This is a genomic window from Microbulbifer sp. THAF38, from assembly GCF_009363535.1.
Lineage (GTDB): Bacteria > Pseudomonadota > Gammaproteobacteria > Pseudomonadales > Cellvibrionaceae > Microbulbifer.
The window spans coordinates 4,535,024-4,549,757 of the sequence record NZ_CP045369.1 but is presented as its reverse complement, the minus strand read 5'-3'; the positions used below and the strand labels follow the sequence as shown (position 1 = coordinate 4,549,757).

15 protein-coding genes are annotated in these 14,734 nt (G+C 57.1%); 10 read left to right on the top strand and 5 right to left on the bottom strand.

Translation table 11 applies throughout. The features are described 5' to 3' along the window. Positions 1–208: 208 nt before the first annotated feature. From rpmE to FIU95_RS19760, 3 genes are all read right to left on the bottom strand, one after another. Positions 209–421: a 50S ribosomal protein L31 gene (gene rpmE, locus FIU95_RS19770; protein WP_083922744.1), complete on the bottom strand. Its 213-nt coding sequence runs from the start codon at positions 419–421 to the stop codon at positions 209–211. 157 nt (positions 422–578) lie between these two features. Next, positions 579–878, bottom strand: a complete 300-nt coding sequence (locus FIU95_RS19765) for a transcriptional regulator (protein ID WP_152455802.1) — start codon at positions 876–878, stop codon at positions 579–581. Continuing rightward, positions 875–1,441: a hypothetical protein gene (locus FIU95_RS19760; protein ID WP_152455800.1), complete on the bottom strand. Its 567-nt coding sequence runs from the start codon at positions 1,439–1,441 to the stop codon at positions 875–877. Before FIU95_RS19760 ends, FIU95_RS19765 begins: the two co-directional genes overlap by 4 nt. 155 nt (positions 1,442–1,596) lie before the next feature. On the opposite strand from FIU95_RS19760, the gene FIU95_RS19755 reads away from it, so the two are divergent. Further along, a complete protein-coding gene (locus tag FIU95_RS19755) occupies positions 1,597–3,822 on the top strand; it encodes a primosomal protein N' (protein WP_253868760.1) in 2,226 nt (741 codons plus the stop codon). An 82-nt stretch (positions 3,823–3,904) separates the two neighbouring features. Then, positions 3,905–4,462 (top strand): SPOR domain-containing protein, encoded by a 558-nt coding sequence (locus FIU95_RS19750; RefSeq protein WP_152455798.1) that lies wholly within the window; start codon positions 3,905–3,907, stop codon positions 4,460–4,462. A gap of 1 nt (position 4,463) precedes the next feature. Here the strand turns inward: FIU95_RS19750 and FIU95_RS19745 are convergent, their stop codons facing one another. Then, positions 4,464–4,712: a DUF2798 domain-containing protein gene (locus tag FIU95_RS19745; protein ID WP_172975466.1), complete on the bottom strand. Its 249-nt coding sequence runs from the start codon at positions 4,710–4,712 to the stop codon at positions 4,464–4,466. A gap of 166 nt (positions 4,713–4,878) precedes the next feature. On the opposite strand from FIU95_RS19745, the gene hslV reads away from it, so the two are divergent. The 5 genes from hslV (at position 4,879) to FIU95_RS19720 (ending at position 10,611) form a co-directional block, all read left to right on the top strand. Continuing rightward, positions 4,879–5,418, top strand: a complete 540-nt coding sequence (hslV, locus tag FIU95_RS19740) for an ATP-dependent protease subunit HslV (protein WP_152455794.1) — start codon at positions 4,879–4,881, stop codon at positions 5,416–5,418. A gap of 76 nt (positions 5,419–5,494) precedes the next feature. Beyond that, positions 5,495–6,811, top strand: a complete 1,317-nt coding sequence (gene hslU / locus FIU95_RS19735) for an ATP-dependent protease ATPase subunit HslU (RefSeq protein ID WP_152455792.1) — start codon at positions 5,495–5,497, stop codon at positions 6,809–6,811. Next, complete coding sequence (locus FIU95_RS19730) at positions 6,812–7,186, top strand: gamma-butyrobetaine hydroxylase-like domain-containing protein (protein WP_152455790.1); 375 nt, start codon at positions 6,812–6,814, stop codon at positions 7,184–7,186. Between the two features lie 242 nt (positions 7,187–7,428). Continuing rightward, positions 7,429–8,964, top strand: a complete 1,536-nt coding sequence (locus tag FIU95_RS19725) for an alkaline phosphatase (RefSeq protein ID WP_152455787.1) — start codon at positions 7,429–7,431, stop codon at positions 8,962–8,964. A gap of 15 nt (positions 8,965–8,979) precedes the next feature. Beyond that, positions 8,980–10,611: an alkaline phosphatase gene (locus FIU95_RS19720; protein ID WP_152455785.1), complete on the top strand. Its 1,632-nt coding sequence runs from the start codon at positions 8,980–8,982 to the stop codon at positions 10,609–10,611. A gap of 95 nt (positions 10,612–10,706) precedes the next feature. On the opposite strand, the gene FIU95_RS19715 is transcribed toward FIU95_RS19720, so the two are convergent. Then, the gene (locus FIU95_RS19715) at positions 10,707–11,519 is read right to left on the bottom strand and encodes a CHAD domain-containing protein (RefSeq protein WP_152455783.1); all 813 of its coding nucleotides are present in this window, start codon (positions 11,517–11,519) and stop codon (positions 10,707–10,709) included. 138 nt (positions 11,520–11,657) lie between these two features. On the opposite strand from FIU95_RS19715, the gene ubiE reads away from it, so the two are divergent. The 3 genes from ubiE to ubiB are packed head-to-tail and all read left to right on the top strand — an operon-like array spanning position 11,658 to position 14,703. Then, positions 11,658–12,407 (top strand): bifunctional demethylmenaquinone methyltransferase/2-methoxy-6-polyprenyl-1,4-benzoquinol methylase UbiE, encoded by a 750-nt coding sequence (gene ubiE, locus FIU95_RS19710; protein WP_152455781.1) that lies wholly within the window; start codon positions 11,658–11,660, stop codon positions 12,405–12,407. A 53-nt stretch (positions 12,408–12,460) separates the two neighbouring features. Then, positions 12,461–13,090 carry an SCP2 domain-containing protein gene (locus tag FIU95_RS19705; RefSeq protein ID WP_152455779.1) on the top strand — a complete coding sequence of 210 codons (630 nt, stop codon included), beginning with the start codon at positions 12,461–12,463 and terminating at the stop codon, positions 13,088–13,090. Positions 13,091–13,092: 2 nt separating this feature from the next. Further along, positions 13,093–14,703, top strand: a complete 1,611-nt coding sequence (gene ubiB, locus FIU95_RS19700) for a ubiquinone biosynthesis regulatory protein kinase UbiB (protein ID WP_152455777.1) — start codon at positions 13,093–13,095, stop codon at positions 14,701–14,703. The last annotated feature ends 31 nt before the right edge of the window (positions 14,704–14,734 follow it).

Here is a 14,734-nt window from a genome sequence, read left to right as displayed (position 1 = left end):
TTCAGGATGATCAGCCGCCAAAAATCTATTTTGAAGGATAATTTTACTGCCTATAACGAATATATTAAGCGATACAAATCGATTTTGCCCCAGTGCCCCAGAGCTGTGCAGATAGGCGAAATTCGGGCATAAAACGGGCATAAAAAAAGGCGCCGAGGAAAATTCCAGGGCGCCCTTTCCGAGGCACCGCAGTGCCTCGCTATTCGGATTACTTGCCGATGCGGCTGCCGAAACGCTTCTTGAAGCGGTCCACGCGTCCACCGGTAGTAGCCTGCTTCTGCTTGCCGGTGTAGAAGGGGTGGCACTGGGAGCAGACATCGATCTGCAGGTCTTTGCCCAAAGTGGAGCGAGTCTTAACAACATTGCCGCAGGAACAAGTGGCAGTGATGTCGGTGTAGTTAGGATGGATATCTGCTTTCATGATTGCCTCTTTCCGAAACCGCCACCTGATCTGTTGCCGGGCACGGCATCGTCGTTGGAGCAGGAACCGGATTGGTTCCAGGCTGATTAAAAAGTCGGCGCATACTATCAGATTAGCGCCGGGGTTCAAGCTTAAATACCGGGCCCCAGTGGTCGCCTTAGTCTGCAGAGGCGATAAGTTGTCGCAGGGCTTGCAGATGCTTATCTAGTGCCTCTCGCCCGCTCTCAGTGAGGCGGTACCAGGTGACGGGCTTGCGCTCTACGAAGTCTTTGCGCAAGGCGATATAGCCCTGCTCTTCCAGGCGACGCAGCTGTGCGCCGAGGTTTCCATCGGTCACCTGTAGCTGTTCCTTGAAGCGGGAGAAACTGATTTCCTCATACTTCGCCAGCATCACACTGATCGCGAGGCGCACCCGGTGTTCGAGTACCGGGTCCAGCTCCGTAAGGGCTTTCATCATGCCGCTCCACTAGTTTGCCTGGCTCGCTGCACCAGGCCGGTCCAAAGGAGTCCAAGGCCGATCACCAGGCCAGTCAGTGCCCAGGCGTAGGGCGGTGTCAGTAAAATCATCAGTAAGTAACAAGCCAACATCAGCATGCCGCTATAGATAAGAGGGCGGATCAGGTGAATGCCGGCGAGGCTATAGGATACCCCACCTAAAAGCAGGAATAGCTCAGGACCCGCAACGCCGGGCTTGGCGATCATTGTGGCCAATATCAGCAGAAAGCCTATTCCGGTCACTAACCAGTGCCAGCCAAACTTGCGGCCAAAGCTACTGTTGTTGATACCTTCACGACGTGCCGTGCGCTCACCCAGCCACCAACTGAACAGGCCGCCGGCGGTACTTGCCACCAGGAAGTAATACACGGTGATTTGCGGGGCCAGGTCCGCCGAGGCAAATCCGATAAAAATCAAAAGGCCCCACAAGAAATAGAGTGATGGAATACCGCCCTCGGCTTCGTTGCCGCGCACGGCATCGCTGACAAAATCCAGGCTGTCTTTGAGTTTTTCAACATCGGTCATGGTTGTCTTCCTTGTTTAAATAGAGAACTCTAAATTTTAGAGCTGGCTTGTAGAGTACTCTGAATTTCAGAGTATGCAAGTAAATTTTGCTGTCTCTGTACCTTACTGTGGCAGCCAGTACACTAGCGCCTTTTCAAGAGCGCATTGGGGGCGGGGTGCAACAGACGGTACCACAGACAGTACAACAGGGGATCATCTTAAGGTTGGCGGTGCCCGTGCCACTGCGGCGTCTCTTCGATTATCTGCCCCCGGAGGGCTTTGATCCCGCCGAATTGAAACCCGGTCAGCGTTTGTGGGTACCTTTTGCTGGACGAAAATTGGTAGCCGTGTTGGTGGATATTGTGCGGGAGTCGCCGCAGTCACAGTTAAAGCCGGCGCAGGAACTGATCGATAATGCTGCCCTGTTTGATAGTGGTGCGCGCAAATTCCTCAACTGGATCGCCGATTATTACCAGGCCCCGGTTGGAGAGGTCTACGCCGCTGCCCTACCCGCCGCACTGCGCAAGGGCAAGCCTGCCGATCACTGGGCCGAGCAGTGGTTGCAGCTGACTACCGAGGGCAAGGGCTTACCGGAATCTGCACTGGCGCGGGCGCCCAAGCAGCAGGCTCTTTTGCAACAGTTGCTGCGCGCCGGTCAGCAGAGCCGCACCCACCTGAAGGCCCAGGGGCATACCCCGGCGGTGATTCGCGCCCTGCAGGAACGCCATCTGGTGGAGTGGGTCTCGGGTCCTACGGTGCCGCCGCCCATGCCGGCAGCGGAGGCCACTCCGCCACCGCAGCTAAACAGTGAGCAGCAGCAGGTGCTCGAAGCGGTGGATTGCAGTCGCTTTTCCGCCACCCTGTTGGAAGGCACCACAGGCAGCGGCAAGACCGAGATCTACCTGCGTTTAATGGAGCGGGTTTTGGCCGAGGGGCGCCAGGCCTTGTTGTTGGTGCCGGAAATCGGTCTTACTCCGCAGACTTTGCGACGCATCGCCGCGCGCTTTCCCGAACAGAGTATCGCCGCTTTGCACTCGGGGTTGGCCGAGGGCGAGCGCGCCCAATCGTGGCTCGCTGCCTCTGGGGGACAGGCAGATATTGTTATTGGCACCCGCTCGGCAATTATGACGCCACTGCCGAGACTCGGTGTGGTGTTGGTGGACGAAGAGCATGATGCTTCTTTTAAGCAGCAGGATGGCGTGCGCTACTCGGCGCGCGACCTGGCGGTGGTACTGGCGCGCAACAGCAATGTACCGGTATTGCTGGGCTCCGCGACTCCCTCCCTGGAGACCTTGCACAACGCCCTTAATGGCCGCTATCAACACTTGCGCATGCGCCAGCGCGCGGGCGACGCGCGCCCGCCGCAGATCCATGTAGTGCCGACCCTGCGCGAGCCCTTAGAAGAAGGTTTTTCGCCACAGGTGCTGCGGCATATCGGTGAGACTTTGGCTCGCGGGGAGCAGGTGCTGGTGTTTATTAATCGGCGCGGGTTTGCGCCGGCGCTCAATTGCGATGACTGCGGTTGGATTGCCGACTGCCCGCACTGTTCCAGCAAGCTCACTATGCATAGGCGCCAGCGCCAGTTGCGCTGTCACCACTGCGACTATCGCCGCCCCCTGGTAGACAGCTGCCCGCAGTGCCACAGTCGCTCTATTTCCGCTCTGGGCGGGGGTACCGAGCGCAGCGAAGAGTTGCTGGCGCGGCGATTTGCCGATTACCCGGTAATCCGCGTCGACCGGGATACCACCACTAGCAAGCAGGCCCTCGATCGCTTGCTGGCGCCGGCCCGCGATGGCGAGCCCTGCCTTTTGCTGGGCACCCAGATGCTGGCTAAGGGGCACCATTTGCCGAGGGTGACTCTGGTGGTGATCCAGGATGCCGATGGGGGTCTGTTCAGTGCCGATTTTCGCGCGCCCGAGCGCACAGGCCAGTTGCTTGAGCAGGTGGCAGGGCGCGCCGGGCGCGGCAGCCTGAGTGGCCGAGTATTGGTGCAGAGCCGCTTTCCAGAGCATCCGTTGCTGCAAATGTTATTGGAAAAAGGCTACGGGACTTTTGCGCGCCAGCTATTGCGCGATCGCGCGGTGGCACAGCTGCCTCCCACTCATGCCATGGCACTGGTGCGGGCCGAGTGTGAAGAGCCCTCCTGGGCCGAGGAGTTTCTGCACAACGCGCGCCTGTTTATGCAGTCGCTGGCGCCACCCTCGCCACAGTTACAATATTTGGGGCCGGTACCGGCGCTGCTTGAGCGCAAATCCGGGCGCTACCGTTTTTATGTTCAGGTGACCGCACAAAATCGCGCCCAGTTACAACCTCTTTTAGCTCGGGTATGCGCCTGGGCCGAGAGCAATAAGAATCGCCGCTTGCGCTGGGCGGTGGATATGGATGCGCAGGAATTATCGTGAATTTTGCGGGAGAACAATGCCCGCGAGGAAATTGGCGGTACAATTCGCCCGCTGAGCAGACTATCCAAGGAAGAATTCCGCAATGAGCCGTCGCAACACCAAACGCCGCAGCAAGAGTTCCTCGGGCAAACCCGCATGGGTGTGGTTTGTACTGGGCAATGCCGTGGGCGGTTTTACGGTGTTCTTGTTGCTGCAGTTTGGTGTGTCCGGCAGCAAAGGCGCCGCTGGCGACAGAACAGCGTCAGCCAAGCCGGCGGCGCAGGCGCCGTCTGAACCGCGCTTTGATTTCTACACCATGCTCAAGGAAAACGAAGTCTCGGTACCGCCACCCAAGGTGGTCAAGCCTGCCATTCGCGGGGATTCTTCATCTAATCAACAGGGCGCTGCCGAGAAGGCCAAAGCTCAGGTGTATATCCTGCAGGCCGCCTCCTTCCGTGAGGCGGCAGAAGCCGAGCGTCTTCGCGCTCAGCTCACCCTGGCCAACCTGGATGTCAAAGTGGAGTCCGCCAGTGATAGCCGCGGTACCTGGCACCGGGTCTTGGTCGGTCCCTTCGACAACCGTTCGCGCATGGCCAAAGCCCGCCAGGTCCTGGCTGAGCATCGCCTGATGCCGCTGGTATTGAAGCGCCCCGCTAATTAAATCAATCGTTGGATTCCCCGTCCGGCGCTGCCAGCTTGCCCAGCAGGCTTTTGATTGCGGGCCTGATCAGCGGCGGCAATCCCAGTGAGATGATCCAGGCCAGCAGCCAGGCCCGGCCCCATATTGGCAGAAATCCTCCGCTGAAACCCTGGTGGGAATAAGTGATCGCCCCGGAAATCACTCCAGACATCAAGCAGGTCATAACGACGGTGAAAAGTGGTTGGAAGTAGCGGGAGGGAAGGAGAGCCAAGAGGCTAATCCGCGATGGACGATGGGTTCTCATTATAGCAATTGGCCCTTCTCTTATTGAAAACGGTGCGTCCCGTCCTCACTTATCTAATCTGATTAAATTTCCCGGCGCGCAAGGCAACAGGCCTTGCGCAGCTAGAGCACACGCGTAATCCGAGAGGTCTCCATTGGAACAGTATCGCGGCACCACCATTTTATCCTGTCGCCGCAACGGCAAAGTTGTGATTGGCGGCGACGGCCAGGTATCCCTGGGCAACACCATTATGAAAGGCAATGCGCGCAAGGTGCGCCGTCTTTACAGAGACAAGGTTATCGCCGGTTTTGCCGGTGGTACCGCCGATGCCTTCACCCTGTTTGAGCGTTTTGAAGCCAAGCTGGAAGCCCACGGTGGCCAGTTGACCCGCGCCGCGGTGGAACTGGCCAAAGACTGGCGAACCGACCGCGCCCTGCGCCGCCTGGAAGCCTTGCTGGCAGTGGCAGATGACAGCGCCAGTTTGATTGTGACCGGCAACGGCGATGTGATTCAGCCGGAAGATGACCTGATTGCTATCGGCTCTGGTGGACCCTTCGCCCAGTCGGCAGCGCGCGCGCTACTCGACAATACCGATATGGACGCGCGCTCCATCGTCGAGCAGGGCTTGAAAATTGCCGGCGATATCTGCGTCTACACCAACCACAACAACACCATCGAAGAATTGACCTACTGACCGGACGCTCTCACAAGAAGCGCCTGAGTCCAGCGGGCCGCAGCCTGGTCCGCACAACCGTTTTGCAGGAATTTGTATGTCCCAGATGACCCCCCGTGAAATCGTCCATGAACTCGATCGCCACATCGTTGGCCAGCAGGACGCCAAACGCGCCGTAGCGATTGCGCTGCGCAACCGCTGGCGCCGTATGCAGTTGAGTGAGGATCTGCGCGCAGAAATCACCCCGAAGAATATCCTGATGATCGGCCCCACCGGTGTGGGTAAAACTGAAATAGCGCGCCGCCTGGCAAAGCTCGCCAATGCGCCTTTTATCAAGGTCGAAGCGACTAAGTTCACCGAAGTGGGCTATGTGGGTCGCGATGTAGAGTCTATCGTACGCGATCTTGTCGAGATGGCAGTGAAGCAGGAGCGTGAGCTGGCCATGGGTGGTGTACAGCAGCGCGCTATGGATGCGGCCGAGGAGCGTATCCTCGACGCCCTACTGCCACCGGCGCGCTCGACCGAGCCGAACGACAAGGATTCCAGCACCCGCCAGTTATTCCGCAAGAAGCTGCGCGAGGGCGAGCTGGACGACAAAGAAGTGGAAATCGATATGGCCGCCGCGCCCATGGGCGTAGAGATTATGGCCCCTCCGGGTATGGAGGAAATGACCAACCAGCTGCAGGGTATGTTCTCGAATATGTCCCAGGGCAAGACCCGCAAGCGCAAGCTGCCGGTCAAGCAGGCGATGAAACAGCTTACCGATGAGGAAGCTGCCAAGCTGGTGAACGATGAAGATATCAAAACCCGTGCAATTCGCGCTGCCGAACAAAACGGCATTGTCTTTATCGACGAAATTGACAAGGTGGCCAAGCGTCAGGAGAGCGGCGGTGCCGATGTCTCCCGTGAAGGGGTGCAGCGCGACCTGTTGCCACTGATCGAAGGCAGCACTGTCAACACCAAGTACGGCATGATCAAGACAGACCATATTCTGTTTATCGCCTCCGGTGCCTTCCACCTGTCCAAGCCCTCGGACCTGATTCCCGAGTTGCAGGGGCGTATGCCGATTCGCGTGGAGCTGAGCTCGCTGACTTCCGCGGACTTTGAGCGTATTCTCACCGAACCCTCAGCATCACTGACCGAACAGCAGAAGGCTTTGCTGGCGACAGAGGGTCTGGAACTGCAATTCACCGAGGATGGGATTCGCCGTATCGCCGAAGTGGCTTACGAAGTGAATGAGCGCACCGAGAATATCGGCGCGCGTCGGTTGCACACGGTGCTGGAGCGCCTGCTGGAGGAAGTTTCCTTCGATGCCGGCGACGCCGACAAGTCACTCAATGTCGATGCGGCTTATGTGGACAGCCACCTGGGTGAGCTGAGCCAAAACGAGGACCTTTCGCGTTTTATCCTGTAAATGAAACCGCAAAAAATACGATTAAATCGCGCAGAGAAAACCCTGCAATTGCTGTTTGCCGATGGCGAATTCAGCCTGTCGGCAGAGTATCTGCGTGTCTACTCCCCCAGCGCCGAGGTGCGCGGCCACGGCAATAGCCCCGCCCTGCTGGTGGATGGAAAAATCCATGTGGGTATCGACAGGGTCGAAGCCGCCGGTCGTTACGGCCTGAAAATCGATTTCGATGACGGCCATGACACCGGCATTTACACCTGGGAATATCTGCGTGAACTGGCTGAAAAATACACCATCAATTGGGAGGCCTATCTGGAGCGCTTGTGCGCGGCGGGTAAAGGGCGTGACCCGGATGAAAGTGTGGTGAAATTTATCGGTTAGTTGCCAAGTGCGCCCTTCAGTGGCGCACTTTACTTTCCCTACAAAGCATTAAAAAGCGAGAAAAAACAATAATTCTCTGCATTTTTTCGCAATACTGTAACAATTGCGCGGCTGCTTTTTATTGTTGTGACAAGCGCACAATATTTTTGACAAAGAAAACAAGATGTTAATCGGCGCGTAATTCTTTTGTCATATTTCCGGACTCTAATGCTCGCCAAATTCACGAGTTCCGGAGGCCCACCGTGGCAAAAAAACTTGCCCGCGCACTCAGCGCCTTTTGTTTGATCCCTCTCGCTTCTGCAGTTTCTGCCGCGAGCCTGCCCGATTACCAAACCAATAGCGACTGGTTCACTGAGGCATCCGATCGCCTGGAAGAACGCACTTCTCTCTCCCGTGAAGCCAAAACTGCAAAAAACGTCATCCTGTTTGTTGGCGATGGCATGGGGATTTCCACCCTGACCGCAGCCCGTATCTTCGAGGGCCAGCGCCGCGGTGAACCCGGTGAAGAGAACAGCCTTACTTTTGAGGAGTTTCCTCACAGTGCCCTGATCAAAACCTACAACACTAACCAGCAGACCCCAGACTCTGCCGGCACCATGACTGCGATGATGACGGGTGTAAAAACTCGCGCCGGCATGATCAATGTGGATGGCAAGGGCCTGGTGGCTGACTGTGCTGCGAGTAAGGAGCTGGGTTTGAACAGCTTCCTAGAAATGATGGAAAGCCGCGGCAAGGCTACCGGCATTGTCTCTACTGCACGCCTGACCCACGCGACTCCGGCAGCGACTTATGCCCACAGCGCCAGCCGCAAGTGGGAACACGCGGCCGATGAGGGCTGTACCGATATCGCCACACAAATGGTGGAAATGAATATCGGCGATGGCATGGAAGTCATGCTCGGTGGTGGGCGCAACTACTTTACACCGGTGGCCGAGGGTGGCCTGCGCGAAGACGAGCGCAATCTAACGGGTGAATGGCTGCTGCGCTATGACGGTGAGCAGAATGCGGTCTACGTCGAAAATGGTTTCGAATTGTCGGCAGTGGATATCGCTAAAACAGATAAGCTGTTGGGTCTCTTTACCGAAGATCACATGAGCTACGATGCCGACCGCGTCGCCAAGAACAGCGAAGAGCCCAGCATCGTCGAGATGACCACTACCGCTATCGATATGCTGCAAAAAGATGAAGACGGCTTCTTCCTGATGGTGGAATCCGGCCGAGTCGATCACGCTCACCATTCCGGTAACGCCTATAACGCGCTGAATGAAGCGATCGAGTTATCTGATGCGGTCAAGGCAGCGCTACAGAAAGTGAACCTGGAAGAAACTCTGATCCTGGTGACTGCTGACCACAGTCACGTAATGAATATGGCGGGCTATCCAACCAGGGGTAACCCTATCCTGGGCAAGGTGATCGGCAACGATGACAGCGGCGCGCCGAATGAGGCCGTTTCCCTGGCCAAGGACGATAAGCCCTACACCACCCTGACCTACACCAATGGCCGTGGCTTTGCCGATTTGGGTACTGAAACCGACGCTGACAAGCGCGATGACTATGATATCGCCGCCGGCCGCCATGATTTGACGCATGTGGATACCGAGATGCCCGGCTTCCACCAGGAATCCCTGGTTGCCCTGGGTGGCGAGAGCCACGGAGGAGAGGATATCAGCCTGCACGCGATCGGCGCCGGTGCTGAAAAAGTGCAGGGACATCTGGAACAGAATGCGGTTTTCCACATAATGACTGCCGCGACCGACCTGTCGCTGTCAGAAGAATAATTGGGGGTATTGACCATGAAACAGTTTAAAAAGACCCTGCTGGCCTTTTCCGTTGCCGTACTGGCCAGCGCCTGTAGCGACGACAAATCCAGCTCCGACAATGTTGCCGAAGTGCCGGATGCTACTGAAACACCGCAGCAGCAGAATTACTTGGGCCTTTCCTCAACCCAAAGTGAAAGTAGCTGGTTCGAAGATGGCCAGAAAGCGGTAGCTGCGGCGAGCGCAGAGAAAATTAACAATACGCCGGGTGCCGCGAAAAACATTATCTTGTTTGTAGGTGATGGCATGGGTATATCCACCGTCACCGCTGCGCGCATCTTCGCAGGCCAAAAACTGGGCCTCGATGGCGAGGAATATCAGCTTAGCTTCGAAAAGATGCCCTTTGCCGGCTTGGTAAAAACTTACAACACCAACCAGCAGACCCCGGATTCCGCTGGCACCATGACCGCTCTGGTTACCGGAGTGAAAACCAAGGCGGGTATCCTGAGCGTGGCCGAAGATGTGGCACGCGGCGACTGCGCCGCCAGCCTCGAACGCCCCCTGACCACCTCCCTGGAACTGGCCGAGGAACTGGGCAAGAGCACCGGTATTATCAGCACCGCGCGCATCACCCACGCCACGCCCGCTGCCACATATGCCAAGGTGCCCGAACGCAATTGGGAATACACCGCTCCGGACGGCTGTCGCGATATCGCTACCCACCTGGTTGAATTGGAGGCCGGCGATGGTATCGACGTGGTAATGGGCGGTGGCCGTCGCAACTTCCTGCCAGAGGACTTCACCGATACGGAAGGCAAGGCTGGCTTGCGTACCGATGGCCGCAACCTGATTGAGGCTTGGAAAACTCGTTACAACGATGGCGTAACCACCGCGCACTACGCGGAAGACAAAGCCGGATTTGACCAGCTGGATGTGAATAACACCGACAAGCTATTGGCGTTGTTTAACTCCTCTCATATGCGATATGAGGCCGATCGTGGCAACGATGTTGGCGGCGAGCCTTCCCTGAGTGAGATGACTGCCAAGGGCATCGAGATGCTCCAGCAAAACGATAAGGGTTACTTCCTGATGGTGGAGTCCGGTCGTATCGACCACGGTCACCACGCCAACAATGCCTACAATGCCCTCAGCGATGCGGAAGAGTTTGCCAAAGCCGTCCAGGTAGCCCTGGATAATACCAGTGCCGAGGATACTCTAATCGTTGTTACCGCGGACCACAGCCATGTGATGACCATTGCCGGTGGGACTACCCGTGGCAACCCAATCCTCGGTAAGGTAGTTAAAAATGATAAGACTGGTGTGGCTGAAGAGATGCCCAAGCTGGATAAAACCGGATTGCCTTACACTACCCTGAATTATGCCAATGGTCGCGGCTTTGCACATTACGGTGACAATACCGATGCCGATGATCGTTACGATCACGATATTGTTCAAGGGCGTCAGGATCTTACCGATGTAGACACCACCGCCCCCGGCTTCCACCAGGAAGTCCTTGTTCCTCTTTCTGGGGAAACCCACGGCGGTGAAGATGTGGGTGTCTGGGCCCGCGGACCCGGTGCGCACCTGATGAGCGGCACCAATGAGCAGAACTACCTGTTCCATGTGATGGCTCGCGCCGGCGGCCTGCTGGAGCAGAGCGCCAAATAAATCGGCGATCTTTAGGCGCGGGAAATATTCCCGCGCCTTTTTCGTTTTTATAACGAATAATCTTGAATCCCTTTATGCCTGCATGCCTGCTCAACTTAGATCACAAGTTTTTTGTGGGCGAAGAACTCAGCGCAGCCTTTTTCTATTTCCAAGCGCAATCGCACCTTGTGCCAGTCGCACATTTCCAACAGCTTAATTAACTCTTCCCCTAATGGCTCTCCAACCGTGATGGCAAAATGGCAGAGCAGGTAGAGATCGCGCCAGTCTCCCAATAGTTGCGCGAGTTGTTTGAGCGGTTCACAGCGCAGCGCAATAGATTGAGGGTGTCTCTCTCTGAGTAGGCGACAGTGGTACCAGTGATCTTTTACTCTTTTGCGCAATTGGTGCAGTTTATGGGCGTTGTCCCCTTCCCGTGCCTCCAGCCAGGCTTTGCGCGCGCGCTGGTAGCCACGTAAATATCCGGTATCGATATCACCCCAGCGAATATTGTGCAGGGGCCATTCTTCAATGCTCTCCCGCGCTTCTTCCAGCAACCCTTCGACCCGAATAAGATTCTCTTCGTCTCGCAGTGACTGCTGTATCTGACGCAGTACCCTATGCATTTTTTCAAAGTGGCTGGGGGGAGCCAGGGTGAGAAGCGCGGTGCGCATGGAGACCAAATCGCGCCCAGCTGACAGGCATCGTGCCAATTTCCGGTAGCGATCGTTCTCGCGTCGGAACAGTGGATTTTTATTTGGATAAATCAGGCGCAGCAGGGCGCGCAGTTTCTTGCAGTGTTTGCGCAGTTCGTGCACGGCTTGCTCATCTGGCAACAACTGGGCATTACGGTTGGCGGCGTGTATTTCTGTGCGTGCTGCACGGCGCAGACTCACTACAACGGGCGTGTCGCTATCGAGCCGGTAATCCATGAGAGAACCCTGGGTCCCGTTGTTACTCTTGTGTGAATTAATTTTAGTGAGTTGCCGCTGGGGGAATCATGGGCGCTGTTCCGCCGGCTTGGTCGATGTACAATGGCGCACTGAATTTGGCTCAGCAGGCAGCACAGTATGAAGGATCGCAAGACCACCCACTTCGGCTACCAAGAGGTCCCGGTGGAGGAAAAGGCCGGTCGTGTGGCGGAAGTGTTCCACTCAGTGGCGGCGCGTTACGACGTAATGAACGACCTGATGTCCGGGGGTATCCACCGCCTCTGGAAGCGTTTCACTATTGAATTGTCCGGTGCGCGACCGGGACAGAAAATCCTGGATATCGCCGGGGGCACTGGCGATCTCACCGCGCGTTTCTCGCGTATTGTGGGCGCCAGTGGTCAGGTGGTGTTGGCGGATATTAATGAATCGATGTTGCGGGTTGGCCGCGACCGCCTGCTCGATCGCGGCATCGCCGGCAACGTAGTGCCGGTACAGGCGGACGCCCAGTACCTGCCCTTTCCGGACAATACCTTCGACTGTATCACCATCGCCTTTGGCCTGCGCAATGTCACCGATAAAGACCTGGCGCTGCGCTCCATGTTGCGGGTACTGAAACCCGGTGGGCGTTTACTGGTACTGGAATTCTCCAAGCCGGAATCGAAATTGCTGGAAAAAGTCTACGATCAATACTCGTTCCGCCTGCTGCCATTTATGGGGAAATTGGTGGCCGACGACGCGGAGAGTTACCGCTACTTGGCGGAGAGCATCCGCATGCACCCGGATCAGGAAACGCTCAAGCAGATGATGGTGGATGCCGGATTTGTCGATTGTGAATTTCACAATATGACCGGTGGTATTGTGGCGTTGCACCGTGGCATCAAGCCCTGAGAGGTGCCCGGCGTGATTGACTCCCAAGTGATGGCACGAGGCCAATAACCACCATGAGCGATCCCACCTATCGCGCGGGTTTTGACGCCGCGCTGGAAACCGCTATTAATACTGCCCTGCAATACGATCCGGCGACTCGAGCGCGCCTGCAGGAATTGGATGGCAAAACCATGGCGCTCGACCTGACGGCTCCGAAATTGCAATGCTGTCTATGTATCGAGGGCGATCAGGTGCGCGTGCGCCAGCACTGGGAGGGAGATGTAACGACCACCATCAGTGGCTCGGCTATTTCTCTGGTGCGACTACTAAAGGACCCCGATGCCACGCCTGCGGCGCTGGGCGTCTCCATTAGTGGTTCCAGTGCCCTGCTGGCGGAGTTGCAGTGGATCATGAGCGATCTGGATATCGACTGGGAGGCGCCGCTTGCGCAAGTGATTGGCGATATTCCCGCCCACTCCATCGGCAATGTGTTACGCAGTGCCGGTAGCTGGTTAAGTGCCAGTCTCAGTCGCGCGCCGGTTGCGGCGGCAGAGACAATCAGTGAGGAATGGCAGCTGACGCCACCACAGGCACAATTTGAAGCTTTCGCGGATGATCTCGCCGAGTTGTCCCTGGCCACCGAGCGCCTGGAGGCGCGGGTGCGCCTGCTGCAGGAGCAGTTTTCCCGAGGGGAGGCCGAGTAGTCTTGCCTATATCCCGTACTGTTACCATCGCGCGGGTTTTCCTGCGCCATCGCTTAGATCTTTTATTACCGGCCGAACGCCGCCCCCTGTGGCTGCGCGGCTTATTGGCTCCTCTCAAACTGTTGCCGCAACCAAAGATGGAGCGCGGCGAGCGACTGCGCCGCGCCCTGGAAGAGCTGGGACCGATCTTCGTTAAATTTGGCCAGCTGCTTTCCACCCGCCCGGATTTGTTGCCGCCGGATGTTGTCGAGCAACTCGACTACCTACAGGACAAGGTGCCGCCCTTCCCCAGCGATCAGTGTCGCGCGTTGATTGAGGAAGCCCTTGGCGCGAGTGTCGATGAAGTCTTTGCCAGCTTTGAGCACGAGCCCCTAGCGGCAGCTTCAGTGGCGCAGGTTCACGCTGCCGTGCTCAAGAGCGGCGAGTCAGTCGTGGTCAAGGTGCTGCGCCCGGGTATCGGTGACGTGATCCAGGAAGATTTGCGCCTGCTGCGGGTGATTGCCCGGGCTATCGAACGCTTCGTGCCAGAGGGCCGGCGCCTGCGCCCGGTGGAAGTGGTAGAAGACTATCGCCATACCATCGAGGGCGAGTTGGATTTGACCCGCGAGGCGGCCAACGGCACCCAGTTGCGGCGTAATTTCACTGATTCTCCACTGCTATATATCCCCCAGGTTTACTGGGATTACACCCGCGAAAACGTGCTGGTGCTGGAGCGAATCAATGGTATTCCTGTGACTGATTTAGCGCAGCTGCGCGAGCAGGATACCAATATGCCGCTGCTGGCCGAGCGTGGCGTGGAAATCTTCTTCAAGCAGGTTTTTGAATACAACTTTTTCCACGCGGATATGCACCCGGGCAATATTTTTGTCTCCCGGGAGCACCCGCAGCGCCCGCAGTATATTGCTATCGACACCGCCATTGTCGGCAGCTTATCGCGAGAAGATCAGTACTATCTGGCGCGCAATCTGCTCGCCATGTTCCGGCGCGATTACCGCATGGTGGCGGAGCTGCACGTACAGAGTGGCTGGGTTCGCGCCGATACTCCTGTGAATGCCTTCGAGGCGGCAATCCGCGCCGTGTGCGAGCCGATTTTTGAGAAACCCCTGGGGGAGATTTCCTTTGCGCGGGTTTTGATCAGCTTGTTCCAGACCGCACGACGCTTCGATATGGCAGTGCAGCCTCAGTTGGTGTTATTGCAGAAGACCCTGTTGAATATCGAGGGTTTGGGACGCCAGCTTTATCCGGAATTGGATCTGTGGAAGACTGCTCATCCATTTTTGGAGCGGTGGATGCGTGAGCGTATCCACCCCAAAACGCTGGTGGGCGAGATCAAGCGCTACGGCCCCGAGTGGCTGGAGAAGTTTCCGCAGATGCCGCAACTGGTCTATTCAGCTTTGGAGCAGTCGCGGGAATTGGCACCACAATTAGAGAATATCGGTGAAAAGCTGGCGAGTAGTCAGCGCCGTGGGCGCTGGCAGTATTTGCGCCGGCTCTGCGGGGTAGTGCTCGCTGTAGGGGCCCTGGCCTTAAGCCGGCCGCAGTGGCTGGAGCAGTTGCCACCCTCTGGCTGGGTATTGGGTATCGCCGCCCTGATTTTACTGCTCTGGCCCTAATGACACTGGCGGCAGTATTTTGCCGGTGTCG

What these genes read in the sequence shown, in the direction of transcription:
- FIU95_RS19705 (WP_152455779.1), top strand. Translation starts at nt 12,461, where the DNA reads ATGAGCGATCCCACCTATCGCGCGGGTTTTGACGCCGCGCTGGAAACC.
- FIU95_RS19715 (WP_152455783.1), bottom strand. Translation starts at nt 11,519, where the DNA reads ATGGATTACCGGCTCGATAGCGACACGCCCGTTGTAGTGAGTCTGCGC.
- FIU95_RS19750 (WP_152455798.1), top strand. Translation starts at nt 3,905, where the DNA reads ATGAGCCGTCGCAACACCAAACGCCGCAGCAAGAGTTCCTCGGGCAAA.
- FIU95_RS19720 (WP_152455785.1), top strand. Translation starts at nt 8,980, where the DNA reads ATGAAACAGTTTAAAAAGACCCTGCTGGCCTTTTCCGTTGCCGTACTG.
- FIU95_RS19730 (WP_152455790.1), top strand. Translation starts at nt 6,812, where the DNA reads ATGAAACCGCAAAAAATACGATTAAATCGCGCAGAGAAAACCCTGCAA.
- rpmE (WP_083922744.1), bottom strand. Translation starts at nt 421, where the DNA reads ATGAAAGCAGATATCCATCCTAACTACACCGACATCACTGCCACTTGT.
- FIU95_RS19760 (WP_152455800.1), bottom strand. Translation starts at nt 1,441, where the DNA reads ATGACCGATGTTGAAAAACTCAAAGACAGCCTGGATTTTGTCAGCGAT.
- ubiE (WP_152455781.1), top strand. Translation starts at nt 11,658, where the DNA reads ATGAAGGATCGCAAGACCACCCACTTCGGCTACCAAGAGGTCCCGGTG.
- hslU (WP_152455792.1), top strand. Translation starts at nt 5,495, where the DNA reads ATGTCCCAGATGACCCCCCGTGAAATCGTCCATGAACTCGATCGCCAC.
- FIU95_RS19765 (WP_152455802.1), bottom strand. Translation starts at nt 878, where the DNA reads ATGATGAAAGCCCTTACGGAGCTGGACCCGGTACTCGAACACCGGGTG.